This is a genomic window from Caecibacter sp. AF58-12pH5A (genome assembly GCF_027681725.1).
Classification (GTDB): Bacteria; Bacillota; Negativicutes; order Veillonellales; family Megasphaeraceae; genus Megasphaera; species Megasphaera hominis.
Genome location: NZ_JAQDBC010000002.1, coordinates 119,996 through 143,068, shown reverse-complemented (window position 1 = coordinate 143,068; position 23,073 = coordinate 119,996). Strand labels below are relative to the sequence as shown.

Annotated in this window: 16 protein-coding genes and 2 tRNA genes; 5 read left to right on the top strand and 13 right to left on the bottom strand. The window is 53.1% G+C overall.

Going from position 1 to position 23,073, the window contains the following annotated elements; all coding sequences use genetic code 11:
* Positions 1 to 11: 11 nt before the first annotated feature.
* Positions 12 to 1,244 carry a [Fe-Fe] hydrogenase large subunit C-terminal domain-containing protein gene (locus tag PGX44_RS01895; RefSeq protein WP_498854038.1) on the top strand — a complete coding sequence of 411 codons (1,233 nt, stop codon included), beginning with the start codon at positions 12 to 14 and terminating at the stop codon, positions 1,242 to 1,244.
* 70 nt (positions 1,245 to 1,314) lie between these two features.
* Positions 1,315 to 1,545, top strand: coding sequence for a YgiT-type zinc finger protein (locus tag PGX44_RS01890; protein ID WP_498854037.1), 231 nt, complete (start codon positions 1,315 to 1,317; stop codon positions 1,543 to 1,545).
* A 69-nt stretch (positions 1,546 to 1,614) separates the two neighbouring features.
* On the opposite strand, the gene PGX44_RS01885 is transcribed toward PGX44_RS01890, so the two are convergent.
* The 13 genes from PGX44_RS01885 to PGX44_RS01825 form a co-directional block, all read right to left on the bottom strand.
* Positions 1,615 to 4,134, bottom strand: a complete 2,520-nt coding sequence (locus PGX44_RS01885; protein ID WP_498854036.1) for a two-component system response regulator — start codon at positions 4,132 to 4,134, stop codon at positions 1,615 to 1,617.
* A gap of 115 nt (positions 4,135 to 4,249) precedes the next feature.
* On the bottom strand, positions 4,250 to 5,926 hold the full coding sequence (locus tag PGX44_RS01880) for an EAL domain-containing protein (protein WP_498854035.1): 1,677 nt from the start codon (positions 5,924 to 5,926) through the stop codon (positions 4,250 to 4,252).
* A gap of 228 nt (positions 5,927 to 6,154) precedes the next feature.
* On the bottom strand, positions 6,155 to 7,333 hold the full coding sequence (locus PGX44_RS01875) for a GGDEF domain-containing phosphodiesterase (RefSeq protein ID WP_498854034.1): 1,179 nt from the start codon (positions 7,331 to 7,333) through the stop codon (positions 6,155 to 6,157).
* Positions 7,299 to 7,820 (bottom strand): hypothetical protein, encoded by a 522-nt coding sequence (locus PGX44_RS01870; protein WP_498854033.1) that lies wholly within the window; start codon positions 7,818 to 7,820, stop codon positions 7,299 to 7,301. Before PGX44_RS01870 ends, PGX44_RS01875 begins: the two co-directional genes overlap by 35 nt.
* A 136-nt stretch (positions 7,821 to 7,956) precedes the next feature.
* Positions 7,957 to 9,306 (bottom strand): GGDEF domain-containing protein, encoded by a 1,350-nt coding sequence (locus tag PGX44_RS01865; protein ID WP_498854032.1) that lies wholly within the window; start codon positions 9,304 to 9,306, stop codon positions 7,957 to 7,959.
* Positions 9,307 to 9,406: 100 nt separating this feature from the next.
* Entirely contained in the window at positions 9,407 to 10,399 is a 993-nt protein-coding gene (locus PGX44_RS01860; protein WP_498854031.1) for an endo alpha-1,4 polygalactosaminidase, read from the bottom strand.
* 12 nt (positions 10,400 to 10,411) lie between these two features.
* Positions 10,412 to 12,523 (bottom strand): transporter family protein, encoded by a 2,112-nt coding sequence (locus PGX44_RS01855; RefSeq protein ID WP_498854030.1) that lies wholly within the window; start codon positions 12,521 to 12,523, stop codon positions 10,412 to 10,414.
* Positions 12,520 to 13,986: an exopolysaccharide Pel transporter PelG gene (gene pelG / locus PGX44_RS01850; protein ID WP_498854029.1), complete on the bottom strand. Its 1,467-nt coding sequence runs from the start codon at positions 13,984 to 13,986 to the stop codon at positions 12,520 to 12,522. The genes PGX44_RS01855 and pelG overlap by 4 nt, the downstream gene beginning before the upstream one ends.
* A complete protein-coding gene (gene pelF / locus PGX44_RS01845) occupies positions 13,974 to 15,416 on the bottom strand; it encodes a GT4 family glycosyltransferase PelF (RefSeq protein WP_498854028.1) in 1,443 nt (480 codons plus the stop codon). The genes pelG and pelF overlap by 13 nt, the downstream gene beginning before the upstream one ends.
* Before the next feature lies 1 nt (position 15,417).
* A complete protein-coding gene (locus tag PGX44_RS01840; protein WP_498854027.1) occupies positions 15,418 to 17,265 on the bottom strand; it encodes a DUF2194 domain-containing protein in 1,848 nt (615 codons plus the stop codon).
* Positions 17,258 to 18,151, bottom strand: coding sequence for a hypothetical protein (locus PGX44_RS01835; protein WP_498854026.1), 894 nt, complete (start codon positions 18,149 to 18,151; stop codon positions 17,258 to 17,260). Before PGX44_RS01835 ends, PGX44_RS01840 begins: the two co-directional genes overlap by 8 nt.
* Entirely contained in the window at positions 18,148 to 20,283 is a 2,136-nt protein-coding gene (locus PGX44_RS01830) for an NAD-dependent epimerase/dehydratase family protein (protein ID WP_498854025.1), read from the bottom strand. Before PGX44_RS01830 ends, PGX44_RS01835 begins: the two co-directional genes overlap by 4 nt.
* 227 nt (positions 20,284 to 20,510) lie before the next feature.
* Positions 20,511 to 20,586: transfer RNA gene (locus PGX44_RS01825), tRNA-Ala, on the bottom strand.
* A 153-nt stretch (positions 20,587 to 20,739) separates the two neighbouring features.
* Here PGX44_RS01825 and PGX44_RS01820 point away from each other — a divergent pair.
* The 3 genes from PGX44_RS01820 (at position 20,740) to PGX44_RS01810 (ending at position 23,036) form a co-directional block, all read left to right on the top strand.
* Positions 20,740 to 20,816 (top strand) — tRNA-Val (locus PGX44_RS01820).
* Positions 20,817 to 20,862: 46 nt separating this feature from the next.
* Positions 20,863 to 22,002: an MFS transporter gene (locus tag PGX44_RS01815; RefSeq protein WP_498854024.1), complete on the top strand. Its 1,140-nt coding sequence runs from the start codon at positions 20,863 to 20,865 to the stop codon at positions 22,000 to 22,002.
* Positions 22,003 to 22,106: 104 nt separating this feature from the next.
* The gene (locus tag PGX44_RS01810; protein WP_186502760.1) at positions 22,107 to 23,036 is read left to right on the top strand and encodes a mechanosensitive ion channel family protein; all 930 of its coding nucleotides are present in this window, start codon (positions 22,107 to 22,109) and stop codon (positions 23,034 to 23,036) included.
* The last annotated feature ends 37 nt before the right edge of the window (positions 23,037 to 23,073 follow it).

Sequence of the window (23,073 nt, the reverse complement as noted above, 5' to 3'; positions counted from 1 at the left end):
AGGAGGAGCTTATGTTAACACTTGAAGAGTTATACAAAAGCATGTTGCAGCGGGCCGTCGAAGGAAAAGACGTGAAAGCTGTAACAAATGGCGATTTAAAGCTCATGGACTGTCTGGCCCATCCGCAGGACAAACCCTTGGTTTGGCGTGTAAAACCTTGTCTCTGTCCTCCTGACCAGGCTGATTGTGCTGACGCCTGCGATTGGGGCGCCCTCCATCATGAAGCAGACGGCGTTGCCATCGACGACAGCAAATGTGTCGGCTGCCAGGCCTGCATCGATGCCTGCAAGATGGACGCCTTGACGACGAAAAAGGATATTATCCCTGTCGTTCAGGAACTGCACGACTATAACGGACCTATTTATGCACTCGTAGCCCCTGCCGTAGCCGGCCAGTTCGGTCCTGAAGTTACATCGGGCAGACTGCGCACAGCCCTCAAGAGCCTGGGCTTTACAGGCATGCTGGAAGTAGCCGTCTTTGCCGACATTCTGACCTTGAAGGAAGCCTTGGAATTCGACAAAAAGGTTAACAGCGAAGCTGATTTCCAGCTTACGAGCTGCTGCTGCCCCATGTGGATTGCCATGATCAAAAAGCTTTATCATCAGCTGCTGCCCAACGTTCCTGGTTCCGTATCGCCTATGATCGCCGGCGGCCGTACAGTCAAAGCCCTCCATCCGGAAGCAAAGACCGTCTTTATCGGCCCATGCCTGGCTAAGAAAGCAGAAATGAAAGAACCGGACCTGGCCGGTGCCATCGACTACGTCCTCACGTATCAGGAACTGCGCGACCTCTTTACAGTCACCAATATCGACCTGGCCAGCCTGCCTGAAGATAACCAGCCTCACGCCTCGGAAGCCGGCATCAGCTATGCCTACGCTGGTGGTGTCGCCGGTGCCGTAGCAGAAACAGTACACCAGCTCAATCCGGACCGTGCCATCGACATTAAGACGCGCAAGGCCGACGGCGTGCCGGACTGCAAGGCCATGATCAACGATATCCTGGCTGGCAACCGGGACGGCAACTTCTTTGAAGGTATGGGCTGCAAGGGCGGCTGTGTCGGCGGTCCCCGGGCCATCATCAAGAAAGAAGAAGGCAAAGCCAACGTACAGGCCTATGCCAAAAATGCCCTCTACCGGACGCCTATGGAAAACCCCTACGTCATTGAAATGCTGAAAAAGCTCGGCTTTGAAACAGTCGAAGACTTCCTCGAAAAGAGCGATCTCTACGACCGTCAATTAGACTAACAAAAAAGCAGCTTTCCCAAAATGCTTGCGAAAGCTGCTTTTTCTCTCTTTATATGAAAGGACGACACTCATGAACTGCCCCTCCTGCAATGCACCTGACCTTATAGAAACAACCTCTACGTATTTCATCCAACTGCCGGAACGCTACGTCATCGTACAGAACGTCCCCTGCCGGAAATGCGAAAGCTGCGGCGAAGAATTTTTCGACGGTGCCGTTACGGCCCGTATTGACCGTCTCCTCGATACGATTACCACGCCGGCAGAAGAAGTCGCCATCTTAGATTATGAAACAGGTGAATAACCAATACGACAAAAGGCCTTTGCCAGACACCTCTCTTAGGTGGGACAGCAAAGGCCTTTTTCTTTACACTTAACGGTATTTATGTAAAAACACGAGATAATACCGGTACCGTTTGTTCTTGCCGATTGGCAGGATACGGGCCACCAGGTGCAGGGGCTCTTCCAAGCCCTGGCAACGGTAGCGGAAGGAAATGAGGTGGCCGTTGTCCGGACAGTCGTCTGCCCGGTGGAACGCCGTTATCAAATCCTGTCCTGGCTCATCCGTTTGCAGGTTATCTACATGATTCAAGGCTTTTTCCTGGGGATTCTTGCCCAGGAGGTGGTAATAGGCACGGTTCATTTGCCGCACATAAATCCGTTCATCATTATACTGGACCGACACAATGGCCATTGGACCGATAATATCATTTAAACGGGCTTCGCTAATAATATTTTCAGCCAGCAAGTGATACACCGTCAGGGTGCCTACATTTTTATTGAACATATGCAGGTCCTGCCGGGATTGTACGGCCGAAGGTTTTTGTATCAGCTCGCGAAAGGCCGCGCATTCCATAGGGCGGTACCAGTAATAGCCTTGGGCACAGCTGCAGCCCCGCCGGTTGATAAGCTGCACCTGTTCTGCCGTTTCCATGCCGGCCACGTTGACCAGAATGCCTTGCCGTTCTGCCAGATTTAAGAGGCTTTCTATGATTTTCTGCTTATACTCTTCCGCAATATCAGGCCGTCTATGGTAACAGAATTTGACACCGCGGGCTTTTAGTGTTGGTAAGACCTGAAGAGAATCATACTCCATGCCAAATTGATCCATCACCGTAAAGATCCCTTCATCGTACAGGGCGTCGACACAGCTGTGAATGTGGGAATTGCGCCGATAATCTTTTTCTTTGACTTCCACGAGGAGCAAATCATCAGGCACGTCGTATTTTTTCAGAAGGTTCCTCATAATCTGTGGTACATTACCCAAATAAAAGTCTTGGGCGTTTACATTTACAGCCAGCGGCATGGGTTGCACGCCCTGATCCAGCAGTTCCCGTTGAAAACGGCATACGGCTTCCCACAAATACACGTCAAGCTGGAAAATAAACGTATCTGACTCCATTTTCTCCATAAATTGGCCTGGCTCCAGGACGACATCCTGGCGAATCCAGCGGGCCAGTACTTCTGCGCCGAGAATCTGGCCGCTGGCAGGGTTTACAAAGGGCTGCAAATAAAAGGTGAACTCGCCGTTAGCCAAGGCATCAGAAAACCGTCCCGGTTCCTTATCCATCCCGTCTTCTATGATGCGGTGCTGATGTTTTTCATCGTACATCTGTTGGTCTGCCGCCTGTAAAATAGCATCAAAGCCGGCCCTTACATCGGGGGACCAATACATACCGATAGAGTTATTCAGATTCCGTTCGGCCAGATGCTGGCGTATTCGCTGGCCCAAGGCAAAAAAGGCCTCTTTTTCCAGTCCCTGCCAGATCAGGACAAACTCATCACCGCCAATACGGAAAACCGTACCGCCGTAACGGTAGCGCAAAAGGGCTTCTGCTGTATCGCAAATGAGCCGGTCACCCCAGCTGTGGCCCAGATCGTCGTTAACCCGTTTCAAATTATCTATATCTGCGAAGAGAACACCTATGCTCTCATCCGGCTCAATGGACTGGCTGTAGCGGTCAAAGGCATTACGGTTCAGCGTGCCTGTCATCTGATCGATCGAGCTGTTGGCCCGCAGGTGGTACACCGAATTCCGGTTTGTATACATCATGATCAAGGGCGTCTTTATATGGTTGGTCAGCATACGCGTGCCCTTCATGCAGCCAGTCGGCACGTTCTCCAGACAAACGACACAGAGACGCCGCCGGTTAAAGTAGACAGGCAGTGCGACAAGGCTGTGCAGGCCATAGGCCAGCAGTACAGCCGCTGCTTCAGGCTCTTCTGCTTCATACTGGGACACATTTCTAATGGACAGACTGCCATACTTCTCAAAGAGTCTGTCCATCGTTTCCCGCAGCTGGGCATAATCCCGCTGGGGCACACTGCGGCTGCCAACACCGGTTTCACCATTGGCACTCCAATAGTACGGGGAATGGGAATCCCCTTCAAAAATGAATACTTTTTCTGCCTGGGACAACATACCCAGATACTTTAAAAAGTGCAGAAAAATCTGATCCGGATCTTCCTGCTTCATGGAACGGCGGACAATACGCTGTAACAGGCGCAGGGTATTCTGCTTGCGCAGCTCATAGTCCATCCGGCTAAAACGGGCGCGGATAATCGCATCGGCTGCCGGCAGGGAAATGACATCGACTGCCCCCTGCAAAAAGGCTTCCTCCTGTTCTTCTGCACTGGCGTTTTCCAAGAGGAGTGCCAGTGGAATATGATGACAAAGCGGATCAGCGTGCAGCCGCCGCAAGGTCGTCAGGCCCCGTCCTCTAGAGGGGGCCACAATAATGGCATCGACCCGGCGTTTTTGACGGATCAGCCCTACCGCTTCATTCACATCACAGGCTTCCAAAAAAACAAAGCCCGTCTGAAGAATATCTTTTAACCATCTTCGTCGCCGTGCATCGGCAACTAACACCAATTGTATTTTCTTCCCTCTCATCCTTATACCCTCACTCAGTCCCATAGGCTGCTCACCTACAGCCCATGCCGTTTCCCTGGAAAAAAGAGGTGGGAAAAACGAGGTCCCATCGCATTTTTTCTCTACTTCTCCTCCTCTAGCCTGGGAGGCAGTTTCTATTCTGGCGTATACACTGTCGTTTTTCTGCACATTCTGCCAAGCTTTCTTCATAGGGAAGAGGCCGGCCCAGCAAATACCCTTGTGCCAATTCACAACGGTTCTTACAGAAAAATCGCAGTTCATCGGTTGTCTCTAAGCCTTCCCCTAAGGAACGTATCCCCAAGGCTTGGTTCATAGAAAGGACAGCTCCTAAGATTTTTTTTGCCTTCCCGGTAAAAGGTTCCAAAAACATGCGGTCCAATTTTACTACATCAAAATCATAATTTTTTAACGTATTCAACGAAGAATAGCCACTGCCAAAATCATCAATCCAGAGTTCATACCCGGCCTGGCGCAGATGTGCTATTTCTTCTTTGATGCGTTCGCCCTCATCGAGGAGCAGGCTTTCCGTGAGCTCCACGCGCAGCATCTGCCGCGGCACGCCGTAAGCGCGGACATTTTCTTCCAGCACCTCGTAGGCATTGCAAAGAAGAAAATCAAGGCGTGACAAATTGACCGACACAGGCAGAACGGTCTCGCCTGCATCGACGCGCTGCCTGTATTCCCGGCAAACAGCCCGGATCATATGACGGTCCAGCTTGTCAATTTGCTGGGAATCCTCTAAGGCCGAAATAAAATGCTTCGGCATAATCAGGCCGTGGACCGGATCAATCCAGCGGGCCAGCGCCTCAAAGCCCACGTGGCGCAGGCCGGAAAGCGCCACTACAGGCTGATAATACGGGCGTATCCAATCCTTTTCTACAGCCTCGTCAATATGGCCGACGACATACGCACGCAGGTCCAGTCCGGCAGCCAGGTCCTTCGTTCCTTCGCAAAAGTACGTTTCTACACTGCCACGGATGCTTTCACAAGCCAGACGTGCCATATCCAGTGCCTGGTGTAAATTTTCTGCCGGGTCCGTAATCCGGTAACAGCCAAAGTGAAAGGCTACGACACGGTCGGCAAAATCCTGGCGCAGAACGTTTCGCGCCGCTGTGACGCGTTCGCGCACCTGTCCGGCTTCTGTCAGGATGGCAAAGCGATCGTCGGAAATACAAAAGACGAAATCATTGGCAAAGGTTTCCTGCAGCACAGCTGCACAGCGGGCCAGGAGCTGGCTGCCCGCATCAATACCATATTTGATATTGTAGAGCTTGAAACGCTCAATATTGAAAAAGATGAGGCTCATGGGCGGCATAGCCGTGCCATGGCGATAAAAGGCCAAAAACTGGCTGGCATAGGTCAAAAAGCGCGTTGTGCCAGTCATGGCATCCTGGCCTACTTCATTATCCCATACAGGCAGTGTCACGCTGTAATGCAGCAGCTCTCCTTCTGCCGTCTGTACGACCCGGTCGATAACATCGAGGTGCCGGAGCCGTCCTTTTTTAGTGCAGGCTGTATAACGCATGCGGTAATATGCAGCCGGCCCGGTCCGTTCTTCCCGTAAGCACTGACGCAGGTTTTCCTGCTCTTCCGGACGTACCATAGTATAAATAGTATTACCGGTGAAGGCTTTAAATTCTGCTTCGTTGGCACAATCGTAAAAGTCTATTACATAGGGATTGGCATAGAGCAATTCCCCCTGCTCATTTCCCCGAAAGATGACAACGCCGCCTGGGATGCATTCCAAACCCTTAGCTACGGCCTGACGGTCTTTTATTGCTTGCTCTGTCATGAAACCTCCTTCAAAATCTGCTCGTACACAAATCCCGGCCTGGCACTGTTTGCGCTATACGCCGTGGCTTAAGCAGGTCCTTTGGTTGGTATATAGCTCAGGTATACACATCAAGGCGTCATAATACTATATAACAAAAACTACTCAGAACTTTACTATACTATAGCCTCTTAAAAAAAGAAAGTATTATATCTGATATACTAATATATAACCAATATCTACAAGGACTTATGTGTTACCGTCGTGCAGGCGCTGTTGGATACGCTTGAAATTTTCCAGACTTTTTTCATAAGGCATGGGAGCCCCCAGGAGATACCCCTGAATCAGCTCGCAGCCCCGTTTACGCAGGAAGGCCAGCTGGTCCCACGTCTCTACCCCTTCAACCAGTGTCGGTACGGCCAGGACATGATTCATGGCCAGGATACTGGTAACGATGCGCTGTCCTTTATCCGTAAAGGGGCGGATGAATTCCTTGTCCAGCTTGATCATATCGAAGGTATAGCTTTTCAGCGTATGGAGCGACGAATAGCCGCTGCCGAAATCATCCATCCAGACCTGGTAACCGGCGTCGCGGAAGCGGCTGATTTCCTCTTCCATACGGCCGGCATCACCGATCATAAGGCTTTCTGTGATTTCGATACGGATCAGTTCCCGCGGTACATCATAGCGCCTGACATTGTCTTCCAGAACCTGGAAGGCATCGCTAAGAAAGAAATCCAGCCGCGACAGGTTAAGCGAAATAGGAAATACAGGCAAGTCCAAATCGACACGCTGCCGGTACTCCTGGCAGATGCAGGTAATCATATACTGGTCCAATTTATCGATTTGATGGGAGTCTTCCAGGGCCTTGATGAACATGTCCGCCAGGAGCATACCGTAGTGCGGGTCCTGCCAGCGTGCCAGCGCTTCAAAGCCGTGCAAGGTCAAATCCCCGGCCCAGGCTACAGGCTGATAATACGGCCGGATCCAGCCCTTTTCAATAGCTTCATCAATATGGCTGACCACGTGACGGCGGATCTGTATTTCCTCCCGTAAGGGTGCTGTACATTCCTCATAGCAGGCAGACACCTCATTGCGAATACTGTCACAGGCCAGTTCCGCCCAGGTGATCGCACGATTCAGGTCTTCGCCAGGCTCATGGAGACGGTAAATGCCAAAGTGGAACATGACAATTCGATCGGGAAATTCACTCCGCATACGAGCTTGGGCCTGGCAAATGTTCTCTTCCAGTGCGTCTTCATGGGCCAGGAAAACAAAGCGTTCCTCCGACAGGGAAAAGAGAAACGTATGAGCAAAGATTTCCTGTACCAGTGCGGCACAGCGCAGGACCATCTTTTCCGTAGCTTCGCTGCCATATTTCATGGCATACATCTTATAGTGGTCGATGTGAAAGGATAAAATGGCCAAATCGGGTATGGGCCTGACGGGCTGCTTCCAATTGGGGAATCTGCCTGGTATACGTGAGAAAGCGGCGCTTACCCGATAAGGCATCCTGCGTCAGGACAGGATCATCGCCAGGCACACTAAAGAGATAATGAAGCCGTTCACCAGCGTCCATTTCTACGATATAGTCCAGCACATCGACATGACGCAGACGGCCGGTACGCGTACCGAGCGTATACCGCATGTGCAGCGGAGCCGCCGTGTACTGGCGGTCGGCGTACATGATCTTCCTAAGTGTCTCCCGTTCCTCCTGTGGGACCAGGCCCAGAAGGTTATGCTTTGCCAATCGGTAGACTTCCTCTTTGCTGCGGCAGTCAAAAAAATCGACGACGTATTGATTGATATATACTAATTCACCTAGTGGTTCTTCCCGGGAAATGATGACCCCTCCCGGCAGTTGTTCCAGGCACGTGCTGATCAGTTCTGTTACTGCTTGTTTTTCCTGTTTCATAGCAATTCTCCCATACAGGTATCTTCCTGCTCTGTCGTTACTTTCACTTTACACAAACCTGCTCTTCCCAAAGCATCAGTATGAGTTCTCCCTCATGGACAACTGTTTCTATATTCCCACGTATACACGTACGGGATCAACTGGTCCTGACTTCTCCCTTGGCACGCATCTCCACGAGACGGTGCCGCTGCTTTTCGCTATACATTTCCTGATCGGCCTTGTCCATCACGGCGTCAAAGCCCTGCTTGACATCTGGAGCCCAGTAAAAGCCAAGCGACAATTCCAGATTGCGTTCTGCCAGCTGCGAGCGCAGGCGCTGTCCCATTTGCTGGAATTGTCTTTCCGTCAGGCCCTGCCAAAGAATGACGAATTCATCGCCGCCAATGCGAAAGACATTCCCGCCATGGCGGAAGCGCAGGAGGGCTTCGGCTACGTCACAAATGAGACGGTCCCCCCAGGCATGGCCACTTTCATCGTTCACTTTTTTTAGGTTATCAATGTCTGCAAAAAGGACGCCTATACTTTCCCTGGGATTCAGTTCCAAGCCAACGCGGTCAAAGGCATTGCGGTTTAGCGTTCCCGTCATCTGGTCGATGGCACTGTTGGCCCGCAAATGAAAGACCGTATTGCGATTGGCAAACATCATGATAAGAGGTGTTACCATCTGTTCCAGCAAGTGCCGTACTTCCCGCAGCTTACGGGCAGGCACGTTTTCCAGGCTGATGACGCACAGGCGCCGGTTATGGAATTCTACCGGCACGGCGACGATATTGCGGATGCCCAGACGGCGGAACTGCTTTTTCTCGTCGTCTGCACACAGGCACTGTTCCACGTTTTCAATGGCCAGACTGCCATAACGGGCAAAGAGCCGGTTGAGGATTTTCCGCATTGTTACATAATCTGTCCGCTCGAGCTTACGCCGGCCGGGAGAATAGTTGCGATCCTTGCTCCACGTATACGGATTTTGAATGTTGCCTTCAAAAATATACGCCCGTTCTGCTTCGGTCATGAGTCCCAGGTACCGCAGAAAGTGCAAGAATACCTGATCAGGGTCTTCCTGCTTCATAGCCCGCCGGATAAGGCTCTGCAACAAAGCCGTATTTTTGTTGCTTTGCAGCACATAGCGCAGACGGGCAAAACGGGCCTGTAAAAACAGGGGGCCTGCCTGCAGGGGAATGATATCGAAAACACCTACGGAAAAACTTTCTTCCATTTTTTGTGCACTGACCTGCTCTGCCAAAAACACGACTGGCAGGCGGTGAAATTCCGGGTCATCGTGAAGCTGTTGAAAATCGGCCAGCTGCTGCCCCTTTGCCAAAATGATGACTACCGCATCGACGCGGGCCGCTTTTACTAAGGCTGACGCACCACTAAGGCCGTCATCCCGCTCAATCAGCACAAAGTGTCCCTGTAACAGTTCAGCCAGCTGCTTGCGCTGGGCAGCTGCCCCGACGATGAGTAATGTAAATTGTCGTTCCTGCACCATAATTCTATCCCTCATATACCGTAAGAACTGATTTCCTGCCAGCGCCCATAACGCCATAGCAGGTCCTATTTATCTTTTATTCCGCCTGCAGTAACGTGCCTTACTCAGACGGTAAAAAGCTTTGCCACCCATCCATCACATCCAGAAATGCACCATCAAAACCGCTGGCCATGATGCGGTCCAGATAGGCATCATGGCTGCCGTAGAGAATATGTTTCCAGGCAGGCCGCCAATAGCGTACGCGATAACTGCCCGGCCAAGCCGGATTGGCCTCGCCAATCCAGTCAGGCCGCTGTCTCTGCCATTCCTTTTTCCAGTACGGCCGGTACTCGGCAGCTTCGCCGACGCTCAGGTAGCAAAGGACGAGACGCCTGCCGCCTTGAGGCTTTTCCTTGAGAGACGCCACATCGGCAGCCGTCAGGGTACCGTCATTGGCCTCAAGATCCAGAACCAGCACATCATAGGGTGTGTTCCTAAGAGCTGCCAAATATGCTGCCCGGCTCGCAAAATGCTCCGGATTGAGGAGAAAGAGGAAATTTTTCGCTTCTTGTACGCTCTCTATATCCCGGCTGTTTACATGCGGCACCTTCCCTTTGGGCAGGCGGTCCAGATTCTTATTACCTACGGCCATGCTCACGTAGCCGGCTTTTTCGCCTAAGGCCTCATCTTCCTGCTGCAGGGCCGGCTCCCGGACATAGTCGAGAGTCCACACGGCCTTATCCGCAGCCAGGGGAATCGCCAGGATTTCTTGGAGATACGCCGCCGTATCGGCCGGCTGGAGCTGGTCCTGGCCAGCTTTTTCCGTATAAAAGACGGACTCCGTCAGAAAGCCATCCAGGCTGTGGACCAGGAGAGCTGCTACTTCTGGCGGATTGTCCGGCGTCACTTCCAGGAGGCCCGCTGCCCCGTTGCCAACGAGCTGGAAGGACGGCTGTCGCTGCCGGCTGTAGTGCCGCAGCTCCGCTGCCAGAGTGACCATTTCCTGCTTAGGATTTACTGCCGTACCGGCTGTGGCTGCCGCCTGGCCACAGCCACTCAGGAGCAGTGTCACGAGACTGCCAGCTACGAGGCAGGCCGATAGAATATTTCTCATATACTCCCCTTTCTACAAGGTCTTATTATATGTAAACAGCATTTTCCAGCCTTCGTAATCGTCGCCGAATTTTTCCTCGCGCCGATAGTGTTCCCCATCGAGGCTGATTTTTTCCTTTTCGCCCATTTGCCAGCTCCAGCCGAAGAGAAGGGAATAGTATTTGTATTCGCCTGTGTTCAGCTCACGCCGCAAGGGATCCCAGCCGGACGTAACATCCTTATAGGCTGCCCCTACATGCCAGTCCATGGTCTTATTCATGTGATGACGCCAGCCGGCACCCCAGCTGCTGCGGTGAACGGCCTGGGAGCGGTAACCTGAAGCAGCACCGGTAAGATTCCAAAGGCCAAAGAAGGAAAGCTCGTCCCGGCCGGTAATGCGGTTATTATAGAAATACGTGGCTTCCCAGTCGTCGCCGTCCTTATAAGACAAGCGGCCTGCCCGCTGCCAGGGCCGGCCCAGGCCTCGGTGATCGAGGTTGCCCAGAGCCGGTGCTTCTTCGGCCTCGGCCAGCTGCCGTTCTTCAAAGAGATCCTGTTCGGACCGGGCCGTCTGCGTATGGGCCAGGCCCAGGCGGTACTGGGCTTTTTCTCCGGCATGGAGATACGAAAGCTCCTGGCGGAAGACGTTGCCCGGATTGACCCGTGTCCCCGGTACTTCGCGGGAGTACTCATAGCTCGACCGGAATGTATATTGCAGGCTCCCGGTCAGGCTGTCCCGTTCCGTAAAATGATGGATTACATCGATGCCCGGTGTCACCTGAAAGCCGGAACCAAAATCCGTAAAACGGCCCAGGTCCTCCGGCACGATGGAATTTTGATAAAATTCACTCTGCCCTGTCGGCAGGTTCAGTGTCAGATTATAACGGAGGCTATTTTGTTTGTGGTCATTGTGAAGTGTCGCGCTGATTTGTGTATCCGTCCAGCCGGCAACATGGCCATGGCTCAAATGCGTATCCGAGGTAATATAACCTGTCGTCAGGCCAAAGTCAACACGGCGGTTGCGGATTCTGCCTTGCTCAGAGAAGGAATAGGGCACGTAGAGCTGATAGCCTAAGCCCTTACCGTGCCAGCTGTCGTACTCAAGGCCGGTCTGCCAGCCGGCACCTTCACCAAAATGAGCCAGGGCATAGTCAGCGCGCTGCGATTCTTTAAGGGCACTTTGCTGCCAGGCTTCGGCGTCCGTCAGCCACTGGGCCGCTTCGGCATCATAAGCAGCTGCTTCTTGAACGTCCTTTTTACCTTGTGCTTCTTCTCCTTTTAGATCTGCTACTTCCTGCGTATATTCCCGTACGGTTTCCCGGGCATCCCGTTCGGCATCCTCTGCCTGTTCCCGTGCGTCGACGAGGGCATCGAGCTGTTCCTGCAGCTCATCCAAGCGCCGTTCGGCTCCCTCAAGAGCTGCTTCAGCCTGTTCGGTCTGCCGCGACAGGGCTTCCATCTGGGCCTCCCATTCCCGGGACGTACCGTTATCTTCACTATCGAGCTGATCCATGGCGTCGTTGACCATGTCTTCCGCATCGAGGAGGCGGTTTTGTTCATAGTTGACAGCGGCCAGCGCCTGCTGTACAGCTGCCACCCGCCTGGCTTCCAGGTCTGCCTCCTGTGCCGCTTCCTGCGCTTCAGCTTCCCGGTCTAAGGCGTCGGCCTGGGCCTGCAGTGCTTCCGCCTGTCTTTGTCTGGCGTCGCGCTCAGCCTGGGCCTGCCAGACAGACGGGGCCAAAGCGGCTACAGCCCGCTGGGCTGCCAAAGCCTGTTGCGTACGCTGACTGCTGATTTGCTGTGCCGTCACCAGGGCCTGCTGCGCAGCCTGCAATTGTTTCTGTACAGCCGCCAGGTTGTCCCGGACCTGCTTTAGATTGGCCGCTGCTTCGGCCCGGCCCCGCCGCGCTTCGGCAAGGCCTGCCTTGGCCTCAGCTAAATCGGCACGGGCCCGTTTCACATCTGCCTGGGCCTGGTGGTAGTACATAATTTCATCCCGGGCCTGACGCAGGGAGGCGATTTCACCGCTTACGTCGTGGAGCATATCCCGTGACACTGCCGCGACCGGTACAGCCGGTCCAAAGGAAAAACCGGCCAGAAGGGCTAGTGCACAGGTCAGCTTCCGTCTCGTTTCGTCCTTCATCATAGGCCTCCTTTTTCTGTATCAGCCTCCGGGTACAGGCGGCGGCAGATTTTCGTCATCAGGGCCTGCCTGGGCCTGTAGAATACGGGCTGCCCGCAAAAAATATAATAATTGAGCTTATCGGCAAAATGGCTTAAGCTATGGAGGCCATAGAACAGGGCCGCACCGCTGGCCAGAAAGAACGTAAAGCCATAGCTGTCTGTCGAAAAGAAATACATGCCCACGCCGCTCAGGACCAGGTTGAGCCCCAAAAACAAAGCCATGAGCCGCAGTGCCTCTGGCTGGGCATCAAAATACAGGAAGAGGATGCTTACGACTTCTGTCACGCCTGTAAAAAAGGCGGCCATGAGCAGGATATTATAGAGATTAGACGCTTCGTAGTCTACGTTGGCCAGGTTGAGGACATAGGTCCCGCCGGCCAAAAAGAGAAGTGTAAAGAGGAACTGAAAGCCCATGACCTTGCGCAGCTCATACCACATCGTAAAAAGCAGTACCTGGCGGGCATCTTCAATATCGCGGTAATTTCCCTTGTGGATGATAGCATCGAAGTACACAGCATAGCGGTCATAAAACTCCGTTTCGGCAGATACGACAAACATAGTCCGCAAGGGAAGAATGGAAATAAAGGCATAACACGTAATGACATCGTAGACCGGCGCAAAGCGGTACGTTCCGGCCGTCACCTGACTCCACGGTCCCTGCCAAATGAGGAGGTTGGGCAAAAAAAGAGCCAGGGAATAGCAACAGGCTTCCAGGAAGACGCGCCAATGGCGGTCCAAATAGGGCAAAAACCAAAAGACGCGCCCTTGGCCAGGTAAGCCGAAATAAGCAAAAATAGAAAGGTAAAGAGAAAGGACGATGACGCCCAGACCGCAGACGACACCGAGTATAGCACAGCGCCCTGCCGGCAGTGCCGTCTGAAAAAGCAACACCGCCGCGACAGCCACACCTATACCGGCACCGGCCAAATACCCCCAAATAAGATTCTTAAAGCGCCGCACTGCTGTCAAATAGACGCCCTGGCTCCAGATGAGCAGGAGCTCGCTGAAAAAGAGATACCCCAAGAGCTGATCCGGCCAGGGTAAGGGGCTGCCGGCATAAAAGATAAGTCCTGCCAGGGCACCCAAAACCAACAGGATGGCCTGTACGCCAAAGAGGGACGCCGTCATATCGCCGTATTTCTTCTCACTCAGACAGTCTGCCAGATAACGTGACTGGACGGCAACAAAGCCACTGGCCAGGAGCTGGGAAAAGATAAACGCATACACTGTCGTGCCAATAAAAAGGTCCGACTGGCTTTCAGGCACAGCGAGCCAGGCAAAAAGCAGCTGGATGGAAAGTACCATCGAGGCCAGCAGCACAAAGGGCCCGGTCGTAATGATAAGGGACCACGAATAGGCCTTGAGCTTACCGGCTGCCGTACGGGCACGGAATAATTTTTTTAATTCAAAGCCTACGCCTGCCATGATGCGCCCAGTTCTCCTTCCTCTTTATAAATCTGCCGATAGGAATCGATAAAATGCTCATACGTATAGCCCTGCAGCGTCCGTTTGTAGCCGGCCTCGGCCATCTCATAGCGCAAGGGAAAATGGCGGGCCAGGCGCAGGATTTCCCGGGCCATGGACTCAAAGTCCAAAGGCGGCACGACGACGCCGGCGTCACCGAGCGTGTCCTGGCTATCCCCGTAAATAAGCTCACGGCAGCAGCCTACATCGGTCGTAACAAAGGGCCTGTGCGCTGCAAAGCCTTCGAGAACTGAAAGGGGCTGGCCTTCGCTAATGCTGGAAAGGACGAGGATGTCCATCTTGGGCAGGTACTCCGTGACCTGGATAGAACCTGTAAAGGTCACCGCCTCGCCGAGGCCCAGGAGATCCCGCGTATTCATGCAAAGCGCGGCATATTCCGGATCCTCTTCCATATTGCCCATGACATATAGATGACTATCCGGCAAGTCCTGATGGACCAGAAAAAAAGCCCTAAGGAGTGTCAGGATATCCTTGATGGGAACGACGCGGACGACGGCACCGACGTTGATCGTTCCGCCATGGTCCGTCAGGGGCGGAATAGGGGCAAAGCGTTCCATATGGATGCCGTTGGGCACGATGGCGATCTTTTCCGGTGCACAACCCAGCTCCTTCTCGATTTCCCCATTGTGTTCAAACAAGGTATAGACGTGATCTGCCTGTTCATAGGAAAGACGGGCCAGGTTGTAGAAATAGCGAATCCAGATGGACTTAAAATCCGTCTTGGCCCAGTCGCTCTTGATGATTTCCGCTTCCCGTTCGCGCGAATAAATACCGTGCTCCGTAATCATGAAGGGCTTGTGGCAGACCGCTGCAGCGATGCCGCCAACAATGCCGCAATAGCCTGTAGCGATGCTGTGGTAGACGTCGGCTGCAGGCAGGTCCTGCTGCAAGAGATAAAAAAGCGGCAGCAGCATAGAACGGAGGGTCCAGAAAAAGTCCGTAAAAGGCAGGTAATCGTAGCGTTCGGCATAGACCTTGCGGATGACATCAAAGAAATCGGCAGTCATAAAAATATCCAAGGGGCTGGCCCAGCGCTTTTTGCGGAAAATGTCGACTAAGCCCATGAGATTCATGGGCGCATCGCCCTTGACCAGCTCTTCCAGGACCTGAGTCTGCGCCGGTGTGAGGACATGAGACTGCCTGGTGCCGGCCTTTAGATTCAGGATTTCATCGAGAAAGACCTCGTAAATAGCCACGCAATTTTTAGGCAGCTTATATTTGTAGTGGCCCCGGTCCTTCCCTTCAGCGCCGATAGAATCGACGACGAATTCATATTCCGGCAAGCCTTCCATGAGCATTTGCACCCATGAAGAAACGCCGCCTACGACGTAGGGATAGGACCCTTCTGTCAAAAGGCAAATCCGCAACATGTCAGTCTCCTTTCTGCCAATACACACGGACCACCGGGTCCGTAACACGGACAAAATAGACGCCATCCTCGACCTTGCTTACGCGGCAGCCCTGGGCGTGATCGAGCTTTCGTTGGGAGCGCACCAGGAAGCGGGCTTCCTTCACGTATTTCCGGCAATGGAGGACGAGCATTTCCGGCGATCGTTCGATGCGGTAATCAAGATCGTAATACGTATCAAAGTAAGGCAGGCTTTCCGAGGCTGTCACCGCCTGAAGCCAGGGATAGCGCTGGCCCAGCTCGTGAACGAAGGCCGACAGGCTGTCGCGCATTTCTTGCCACGTCCACTTGGCACTTTCTTCGTAAAACATTTCATCAGGATGAACGAAGTGATTGAAGACACCGTAGGCATTAATCGTGTTGATTTCCTCATAGACGGCTGATTGGTCCGGCACGTAGCCTGAAGACACGCGGGGAATGTCGTAGCGGCCGTCTGGTTCGCGGACAAAATCCTGATAGTAAGCGTGTTCATCAGCCGGCCCGTCATAAAGCGAAGCAAAGATCTGCAGTTCCGGGAAGACCTGTTTCAGCACTTCCTTGCCCATAGGACTGAGAATATTCGACGGTGGCACGTAGACCTCGAAGGAATACTTCGGGTACGCGTTATATACGTAGCGGCGCAATTCCTGCAGGCTGTCTTCCATATCCTGTTCACTGGTCCAGGGTACGTATTCCGGTTCATGATCCTGATAGCCCGGTGGCACCAGGGGCTGGTGGTTATAGCCGTGCAGGCCCATTTCTCCGCCCATATTGAGGAGCTCGTGGCCATAGACGACGAGCGCATCCCTGGCCGTACGGCCGCCTTGCGGCTCAAAGGGCGGTGTCACGCGGTCATTGTAATTTTCAATAATGACGCCTGTAAACTTGATCTTTTCTTTCTGTGCCAGTTCCTTCATAAAAGGCCACCAGGCCTTGCGGTAAAATTCCGACGTCGAGAGGCCCGTTTCGTTATAAATACGTTCGTAATAGCCTTCCGGCACAGGCGCTGGGAAATCATCGATGAAAAAGATCTTGCAGCCTACGACAGGGTAGACGGTATCCGTGCCGCAATGAGCCAGCATGGCCATGAGCAGGCCCCGGTTGGACTTATCCTCCCGTTCCAGGCCGTTGTAGCAATAAATATTCCCCTGGCCCAGCGGTTCCTGCCACACTAGGGGCACGCTGCCACTGCTGTCGGTCATGTGTACGATAGCTTCCGGTGTCAGCGAAAGGGGCAGGGCCATAGTCATGTACGAACGGCCCGTCATGATTTTCTCGCCCTTGCCGCCAATGAGGAAGTTAGTCACCAGGGAGAGACCTGTGACGCTCTTGGCCTTGCCATCTCCCTTGAGACCGTTAATACCCAATTTCTGCAACAGTTCCGGTGCCGGCGCCTTATCGCCGGTGACGACCGGTTCCTGCAGGACGACGGCCGTGCCGCCTTGTTCGACATAGTGGAGAATCTCCGGCAGGGAGGCGATTTCTGCCACCCTGCCCGTCGCGATGACGACGCCCTGTGCCGCCTTGTCGATAGTCACCTTTTCCTGCAAGGGATGGGCTTCAATCTTTTTCTTCTTGCTAAGGAGCATGTCCTGCGTGTTATGCAGCGTATACATACTGCGTACACTAGCCGGATCATAAAAAACGATATACGTTTCGACAGGCAGATTTTCGGCTTGGCCCCAGTCGGGATCCATATAGGTTTCTTCCAGGTGCAGAAAGCGGTTGGCTGCCGGATTGAGGTGCAAAAAGCCATCGAGACGGGTGTACTGGAAAAAGAACCCCAAGGCGATGACGATAAAAAGGAGGATGTAAATACCGCGTTTATTCATGGCTTACCTCCTCATCCCAGTAGCGCAGGACCGCCAGTGCCTCCGGCGTAAGCGCTTGCGGCAAGGCCTTCAGCTGGCGAATGCACGCTTGCAGGGCCTGCGGTTCCCGCCGGGCCTGATGGATGCGAATTTCCATGAGGATAGGCCGTTCATCCTGTTTATGGTGCTGGTAAAAGCGCCGGCATACCTGTGCCGCCTCGTCAATCCGGTGTTCTGCCAAGAGGGCTTTGATTTCTTCTTCGTAATAAATGGAGCGTTCGGGCATCTTCTGTGCCAATACGTCGAGAACGCGGATATAGGCCTGTTCCTGCCGGGTACGCGTAGCCCCATCACCATAGCGGTTCGTGAGAAATTCCTTCAGGCACGCAGCGTAACGGTCCATGAGGGCATGGTCTTCTGCCGGTGCCGTCTGCAGCTGCGCTTCCAGGCTATGGATTTCTTCCCCTAAAGCTTCCATTTTCGCCGTGAGAAGGGAAACGGCATAGTAGGCAATTTCCCGGTCTTCATCCTGAATGGCCCGGCGCAGGATAGACTGGTTGCTGACGACGTCCTGCTTAATGGAATCCGTAAAAAAACGGCGTTTCATCCGGGCATCACCTAAGAGATAGACATCGTTTAAAGGCACCATGTTGCCATTGTAATCCCGGTCGCCCAGGCCGAAATTGACCTCCTCTGGTACAGCCTCTGTAAGGACGGACGCCTCAGACGGCACAAAGCGGCGCAGACAGCGGGCCAGACTGAGCAGGACGACGCCGGCTACAGGCAAGCAGAGCACGACGGCCAATTCTGCTAAAGCCTGCAGGGAGTTATCTCTTTTTTTCCAGGCATAGACACCATACAAGGCTGCCGAGAGGCCGTAAAAAAGCCAAAAAGCCAGTTCCGTCATACGATCTCCCTGCTTTCCCCGGTCCGGATACCGGCCTTTTCCAGGCGCTCCCGCACGAGCGTAAGTGTTGCGTCCGTACTATCCGGCAAGAGTAGCCAAGTTTTTCCCTGCCAAAGGCCGACGAAATCTTCCGCCCGGATTTTTCCCTCGAGAAGCGTATCGAGCCGTTCGTAGTTTCCCTGCGGTGCCTCGACCTGTAACAGCTTGATGCTGTAGTCCCGCTGGATTTCCCGGCGTTTCCGGTATTCCTCCCGGATTTTGGCAAATTCCTCTTCCTTCAGGATGCGCGTTCCCTTTACGTAGCGGCGGGCCTGCGTTTCCTGTTCCCACGTATACGCCCGGGCCAGGGATGACGATACGAGGCGGGCCGTAATGGCCAGCAGGTTTTGCTGGTACATACTCCACTGGTCAAAATTGAGATCGTACACCTGGATCACCGCCATAACGTTGCCTTGATACACGATGGGTGCGGCCAGATCCGGTGCTTCCCGGCTGAGCTCACGGTTGACAAAGATACTCTTGCCGGCTAAGACATCCTGCAAATAGGGATACTCGGCAACGCGCAGGGAACGGGCCCGCGAAAGGGTTCCCTGGCCAACGCGTACCTTTTGCCGCAAATACTGGCGGTTAGGGCTGACGACATAAATGATGACATTTTCTACATTGAGGATTTCTGCCGTTACGACTGCCGTTTGCGTAAAGAGGTTTTCCGGCTCAGCCGTATCGAGTTTGCGGATAATGTAATATAAACGGCCAATGCTGTCATCGGAATTGACGATCTGCCGATAAAGCTGGTCCTTGATCTGGACATTTTCTTCAAAGAGGTTGCGCAGAAAATGATAGGCCTCACGGTCGTGCTTTTCCTGCCATTTGGCAGCGGCGAGTTTGAAGTTTTGTTCTTCCTTGAAATAGGCCGTCACCATGCCGACAAAGGCATAGGAAACGAGATGAATCAGGTGCTGTGGCAAATATAAAAGCGTCAGCAGTGTCGAATCGAGGACGAACAGGCGCTGGGCAAAAATGAGGACGGAAAAAAACACGGCAAGCAAAGCCTGACGCCGGCCATACAAGAGCCCCATAACGGCAATATATACATAACAGAGGTCAAAACCCGTAAGGGAGCTGACTGTATTTCCCTGCACATACTGAAAGGCCAGCATCAACAGGGCACCGGCAACATTTTCCGCGTAGGGCATGCGCTCTTCATTCAGGCGGTTCTGCCAGCCATGCTTTTGCCGTTTTTCCTGTTGGTCCGCACTTTCTGCCAGAGCCGTCTGCAGCCGGTGATACAGCAGGGGTATCGTTTCCGGCAGGGAGCGGCGGGCCTGCCAGCCCAGGGTCCGGGCCGCTTTTTGCGGTGACAAAATGGCCTGGCCGTAAGGCAGGGACTCATCGTCTAGTTCTGCCGGCAAGTGCGGGATGCTCTTGGCCGCGATTTGGAAAAACTCCTGACAGGTCAGGCCCTGGCCTGTACTCAGGTGCAGGAAATCATCAGTATATTGGCGCTTCTGCAGCTCTAAAATACCATAAAAGAGATCCCTTGCCGCCAGAAAATCCCGTTTGTATTCCCTTGTCCAATGCGGCATGGCAGTTCCCTTGGCGATGGCACTAAAAAAAGTGCCCATGAGGCCATCCTGGGTGCGGTTGCCCGGCCCGTATACTTCGGGTACGCGGACGATGGTCAGCTGCAGGCGGCTATAGCGCTTCCACGCCAGGGCCAAGGCTTCCAAGCAGGCCAGGGCCCGGCCTTCCCGGGTCACCGGGTTGGGCGTCATCTCTTCTGTCGCACCGTCCGTTTCCGGCGCGAAGACTTCAGCCCCGGAGAGGAGAATGATCTTGCCTGTATGGCTTTTTTCTGCTAAGGCAAGAATGCGCTCCAGCTGGGCCGCTCCCTGGGGACCATTCAAGGCACGCAAGCCGACGAGCAGCAAGTCCGGCCGCCGGACACGAAAGACCTGCTCTGCTCCTTCTTCCATGATATCCAGCATATAGGAACGGGCATCATCATAGGCAGGTGCGTCTTTCCCCATAAAGAAGACCTGCCAGTTTTCTTTCTTAAATAGTTGTATGAGCGGCAAGGCAATGGCCTCCCGCAAGCCCAAACAAAGTACTTTATGACTTCTTCCCGCCATGACGGCCTCCCTCTTCCGCGCATTCCCGTACTACATCTATCGTATAATCTTCTTCATTTTACCATAGGCAATGCTTATCTTCCACTTTTTAAGGAAATCTGTTTTGGAGGAATGGCTTTTTGTTGCAAATATCAATTAATTAATAATGAACGGTTATAAAATTATCCTACAGACCTGCTGCAGGACATAAAAAAAACACACTGCCTTAGACAGTGTGTTTTCTGATATGGTGGAGATAAGGAGGATCGAACTCCTGACCTCTTGCATGCCATGCAAGCGCTCTCCCAGCTGAGCTATACCCCCATGTCACAACTACAAAAAGGATTATATCATTTGCTACTGAATCCGTCAACAGCTTTTTTTCGTTTTCTCAAAAAAGTTTCCTCGTCCTGTACAGGCTTTTCTTTTTTTCTTGCAATATTTTTCTTATACGTTATAATGTAATTGTTATTTCATGGAATTATAGCTCAGCCGGTTAGAGCGCCACGCTCACATCGTGGAGGTCGAGGGTTCGAGTCCCCCTAATTCCACCACTTCCGCATCCCTTTCGATGCGGATTTTTTTTACGAGGTGAATTTCATGACCACAACGAAACGACAACTGAACGCAGCCCGGTCTTTTTACTTCCTCGGCGGCTTTGGCTTTACAACGTGGGCAGCCATCATTCCCTTTCTCAAACAACGCCTGGCCATTCCCGATGACGATCTGGGCCTGCTCTTGCTCTGTCTGGGCCTGGGTGCGCTCATGATGATGGTCTTTGCCGGGAAGATCGCGTCCCGCTATGGCTGCCGCCGGCCGCTTACCGTTGCCGGAGTTCTCTTGCCACTGGTCTTTTTGGGGCTCTGCCTCGTCCCTTCCTATATGGGTGCCGTTTGCCTGGCCCTCCTCTTAGGAGCGCTTCTGGGACTGATGGATGTCGTCGTCAATATTAACGGCATCATGATGGAACGGCTGGTCAAAAAGAGGATCATGTCCGGTCTCCACGCGCTTTGGTCGTTAGGAAATTTTGCCGGTGCTGCCTGTTTTAGCGTGCTTCTCCATTTCCGTCTATCAGACCGCGTGACGACACTCATCAGCAGTTTACTCATCCTCGTTCTGGTACTGTATTTCTCTCCGCATCTCATGCGGCAATCGGAAAAAAGCACGTCTGCCCGTCTGCACCTGCCCAGAGGACCGATTCTCATGGTCAGCCTGATCTGCACGCTCTCCTTTTTGATTGAAGGCTCTATCAACGACTGGAGCGGCATCTTTATGACGACGGAAAAAGCCGTTCCCATGTCGCAGTCCAGCCTGGGTCTGACCTTATTTACAGCCAGCGTCTTCGTCGTCCGTTTATTTGGCGATGCCCTGGCCAGCCACATCGGTGCCCGCCAGATTCTGCTGGCCAGTCTGCCCATAGCCGGCCTCGGTTTTTGCGGCCTCCTCGCGGGTACGTCGCCGTGGCTCCTTTTTTCTTGTTATATCTGCATCGGCATCGGCTGTGCCAACACGGTACCGCTCTTTTATTCCTTCCTGGGCCGGCAAAAACTGGTTCCCGTAACAGAGGCCATTGCCGCCGTCAGTACCATTGGCTACGCCGGCATTCTCGTAGCGCCGGCCGTTCTGGGCTATATTGCCAGCTACAGCAGTCTCTACGCATCATTTGCCCTGGTTACGGCCTTACTGGTCGTCATGTACGTCATGGTCTGGCGCATTACCTGCCACAGGGAATTCCAATAGCTCCCGCCCGGGGCAAATGCGTCCTGCCCCCTGTACAAGGCAGGATAAACCGCTTAAAATGGAATACGTAACCGTGTTTTTATCGTTTGAAAGGAGAAGTGCCCATGGCTTTAGCTTCCAATACGGCTGATACAGCAGCTTCAGCTGTACGCACAGATGTACAAAATCAGGTGACCCAGAGTGTCACTGCCTTGGATCAGATGAAGGAAATCCTCATCAATCACGGTCCAGACATCATCTATGCCGTCGTCATCTTCATCATCGGCCTCTATATTGCCAAAGGCTTAAAAAATATAGCCGTCCGCATGATGACCCATGCCAATTACGACCACACGGTCATTACCTTCGTCAGCCAGCTGGTCTACTATGCCATGATGGCCATCGTCCTCTTATCGGCCCTCAATAAGGCCGGTATTCCGACGGACTCCTTCCTGGCTGCCTTTGGTGCCTTCGGCCTCGCCGTCGGTCTGGCCCTGCAAAACAACCTGTCCAACTTTGCTTCAGGCCTGCTGATTCTTATATTTAAGCCCTTCAAGGCCGGTGACTGGGTTTCCATTAACGACGTGAGCGGCAGCATTAAAGGCATTCAGATGCTGAATACGGCGATCATTACCAAGGATAACCGTACGGTCTTTATTCCCAACTCGGTCATTACATCGACGAAGGTCACGAACAGTTCCTATCAGCAAGACCGCTACATTGAATTTCTCTTCGACATAGGCTATCAGAACGATCATCACCACGCCATTGCCGTACTCCAGGATATTTTCCGCTCTGATCCGCGCATCCTCAATAACGATACACTGGAAATTGGCATTAAGGAATTTGCCGACAGCTCCGTCCGCATCGTCGCCTATCCACAGGTACATGGCGACGACTATCTGCCTGTATTCTACGACACCATGTCCCGCGTCAAAGACCGCTTTGACAGCGAAGGCATCGATATTCCGTTCCCGCAGCGCGTGGTCTACGTCCAGGCGCCGGCACCGGCAACAGAAGAAAAAGAAACAGAAAAAAAAGACCCGGCCAATTGATAAAAGCCGCAGCAGGAATGCTTCCCGCTGCGGCTTC

What these genes read in the sequence shown, in the direction of transcription:
- PGX44_RS01815 (WP_498854024.1), top strand. Translation starts at nt 20,863, where the DNA reads ATGACCACAACGAAACGACAACTGAACGCAGCCCGGTCTTTTTACTTC.
- PGX44_RS01810 (WP_186502760.1), top strand. Translation starts at nt 22,107, where the DNA reads ATGGCTTTAGCTTCCAATACGGCTGATACAGCAGCTTCAGCTGTACGC.
- PGX44_RS01895 (WP_498854038.1), top strand. Translation starts at nt 12, where the DNA reads ATGTTAACACTTGAAGAGTTATACAAAAGCATGTTGCAGCGGGCCGTC.
- PGX44_RS01880 (WP_498854035.1), bottom strand. Translation starts at nt 5,926, where the DNA reads ATGACAGAGCAAGCAATAAAAGACCGTCAGGCCGTAGCTAAGGGTTTG.
- pelG (WP_498854029.1), bottom strand. Translation starts at nt 13,986, where the DNA reads ATGGCAGGCGTAGGCTTTGAATTAAAAAAATTATTCCGTGCCCGTACG.
- PGX44_RS01885 (WP_498854036.1), bottom strand. Translation starts at nt 4,134, where the DNA reads ATGAGAGGGAAGAAAATACAATTGGTGTTAGTTGCCGATGCACGGCGA.
- PGX44_RS01870 (WP_498854033.1), bottom strand. Translation starts at nt 7,820, where the DNA reads ATGAAACAGGAAAAACAAGCAGTAACAGAACTGATCAGCACGTGCCTG.
- PGX44_RS01860 (WP_498854031.1), bottom strand. Translation starts at nt 10,399, where the DNA reads ATGAGAAATATTCTATCGGCCTGCCTCGTAGCTGGCAGTCTCGTGACA.
- PGX44_RS01855 (WP_498854030.1), bottom strand. Translation starts at nt 12,523, where the DNA reads ATGATGAAGGACGAAACGAGACGGAAGCTGACCTGTGCACTAGCCCTT.
- PGX44_RS01835 (WP_498854026.1), bottom strand. Translation starts at nt 18,151, where the DNA reads ATGACGGAACTGGCTTTTTGGCTTTTTTACGGCCTCTCGGCAGCCTTG.
- PGX44_RS01865 (WP_498854032.1), bottom strand. Translation starts at nt 9,306, where the DNA reads ATGGTGCAGGAACGACAATTTACATTACTCATCGTCGGGGCAGCTGCC.
- pelF (WP_498854028.1), bottom strand. Translation starts at nt 15,416, where the DNA reads ATGTTGCGGATTTGCCTTTTGACAGAAGGGTCCTATCCCTACGTCGTA.
- PGX44_RS01890 (WP_498854037.1), top strand. Translation starts at nt 1,315, where the DNA reads ATGAACTGCCCCTCCTGCAATGCACCTGACCTTATAGAAACAACCTCT.
- PGX44_RS01830 (WP_498854025.1), bottom strand. Translation starts at nt 20,283, where the DNA reads ATGGCGGGAAGAAGTCATAAAGTACTTTGTTTGGGCTTGCGGGAGGCC.
- PGX44_RS01840 (WP_498854027.1), bottom strand. Translation starts at nt 17,265, where the DNA reads ATGAATAAACGCGGTATTTACATCCTCCTTTTTATCGTCATCGCCTTG.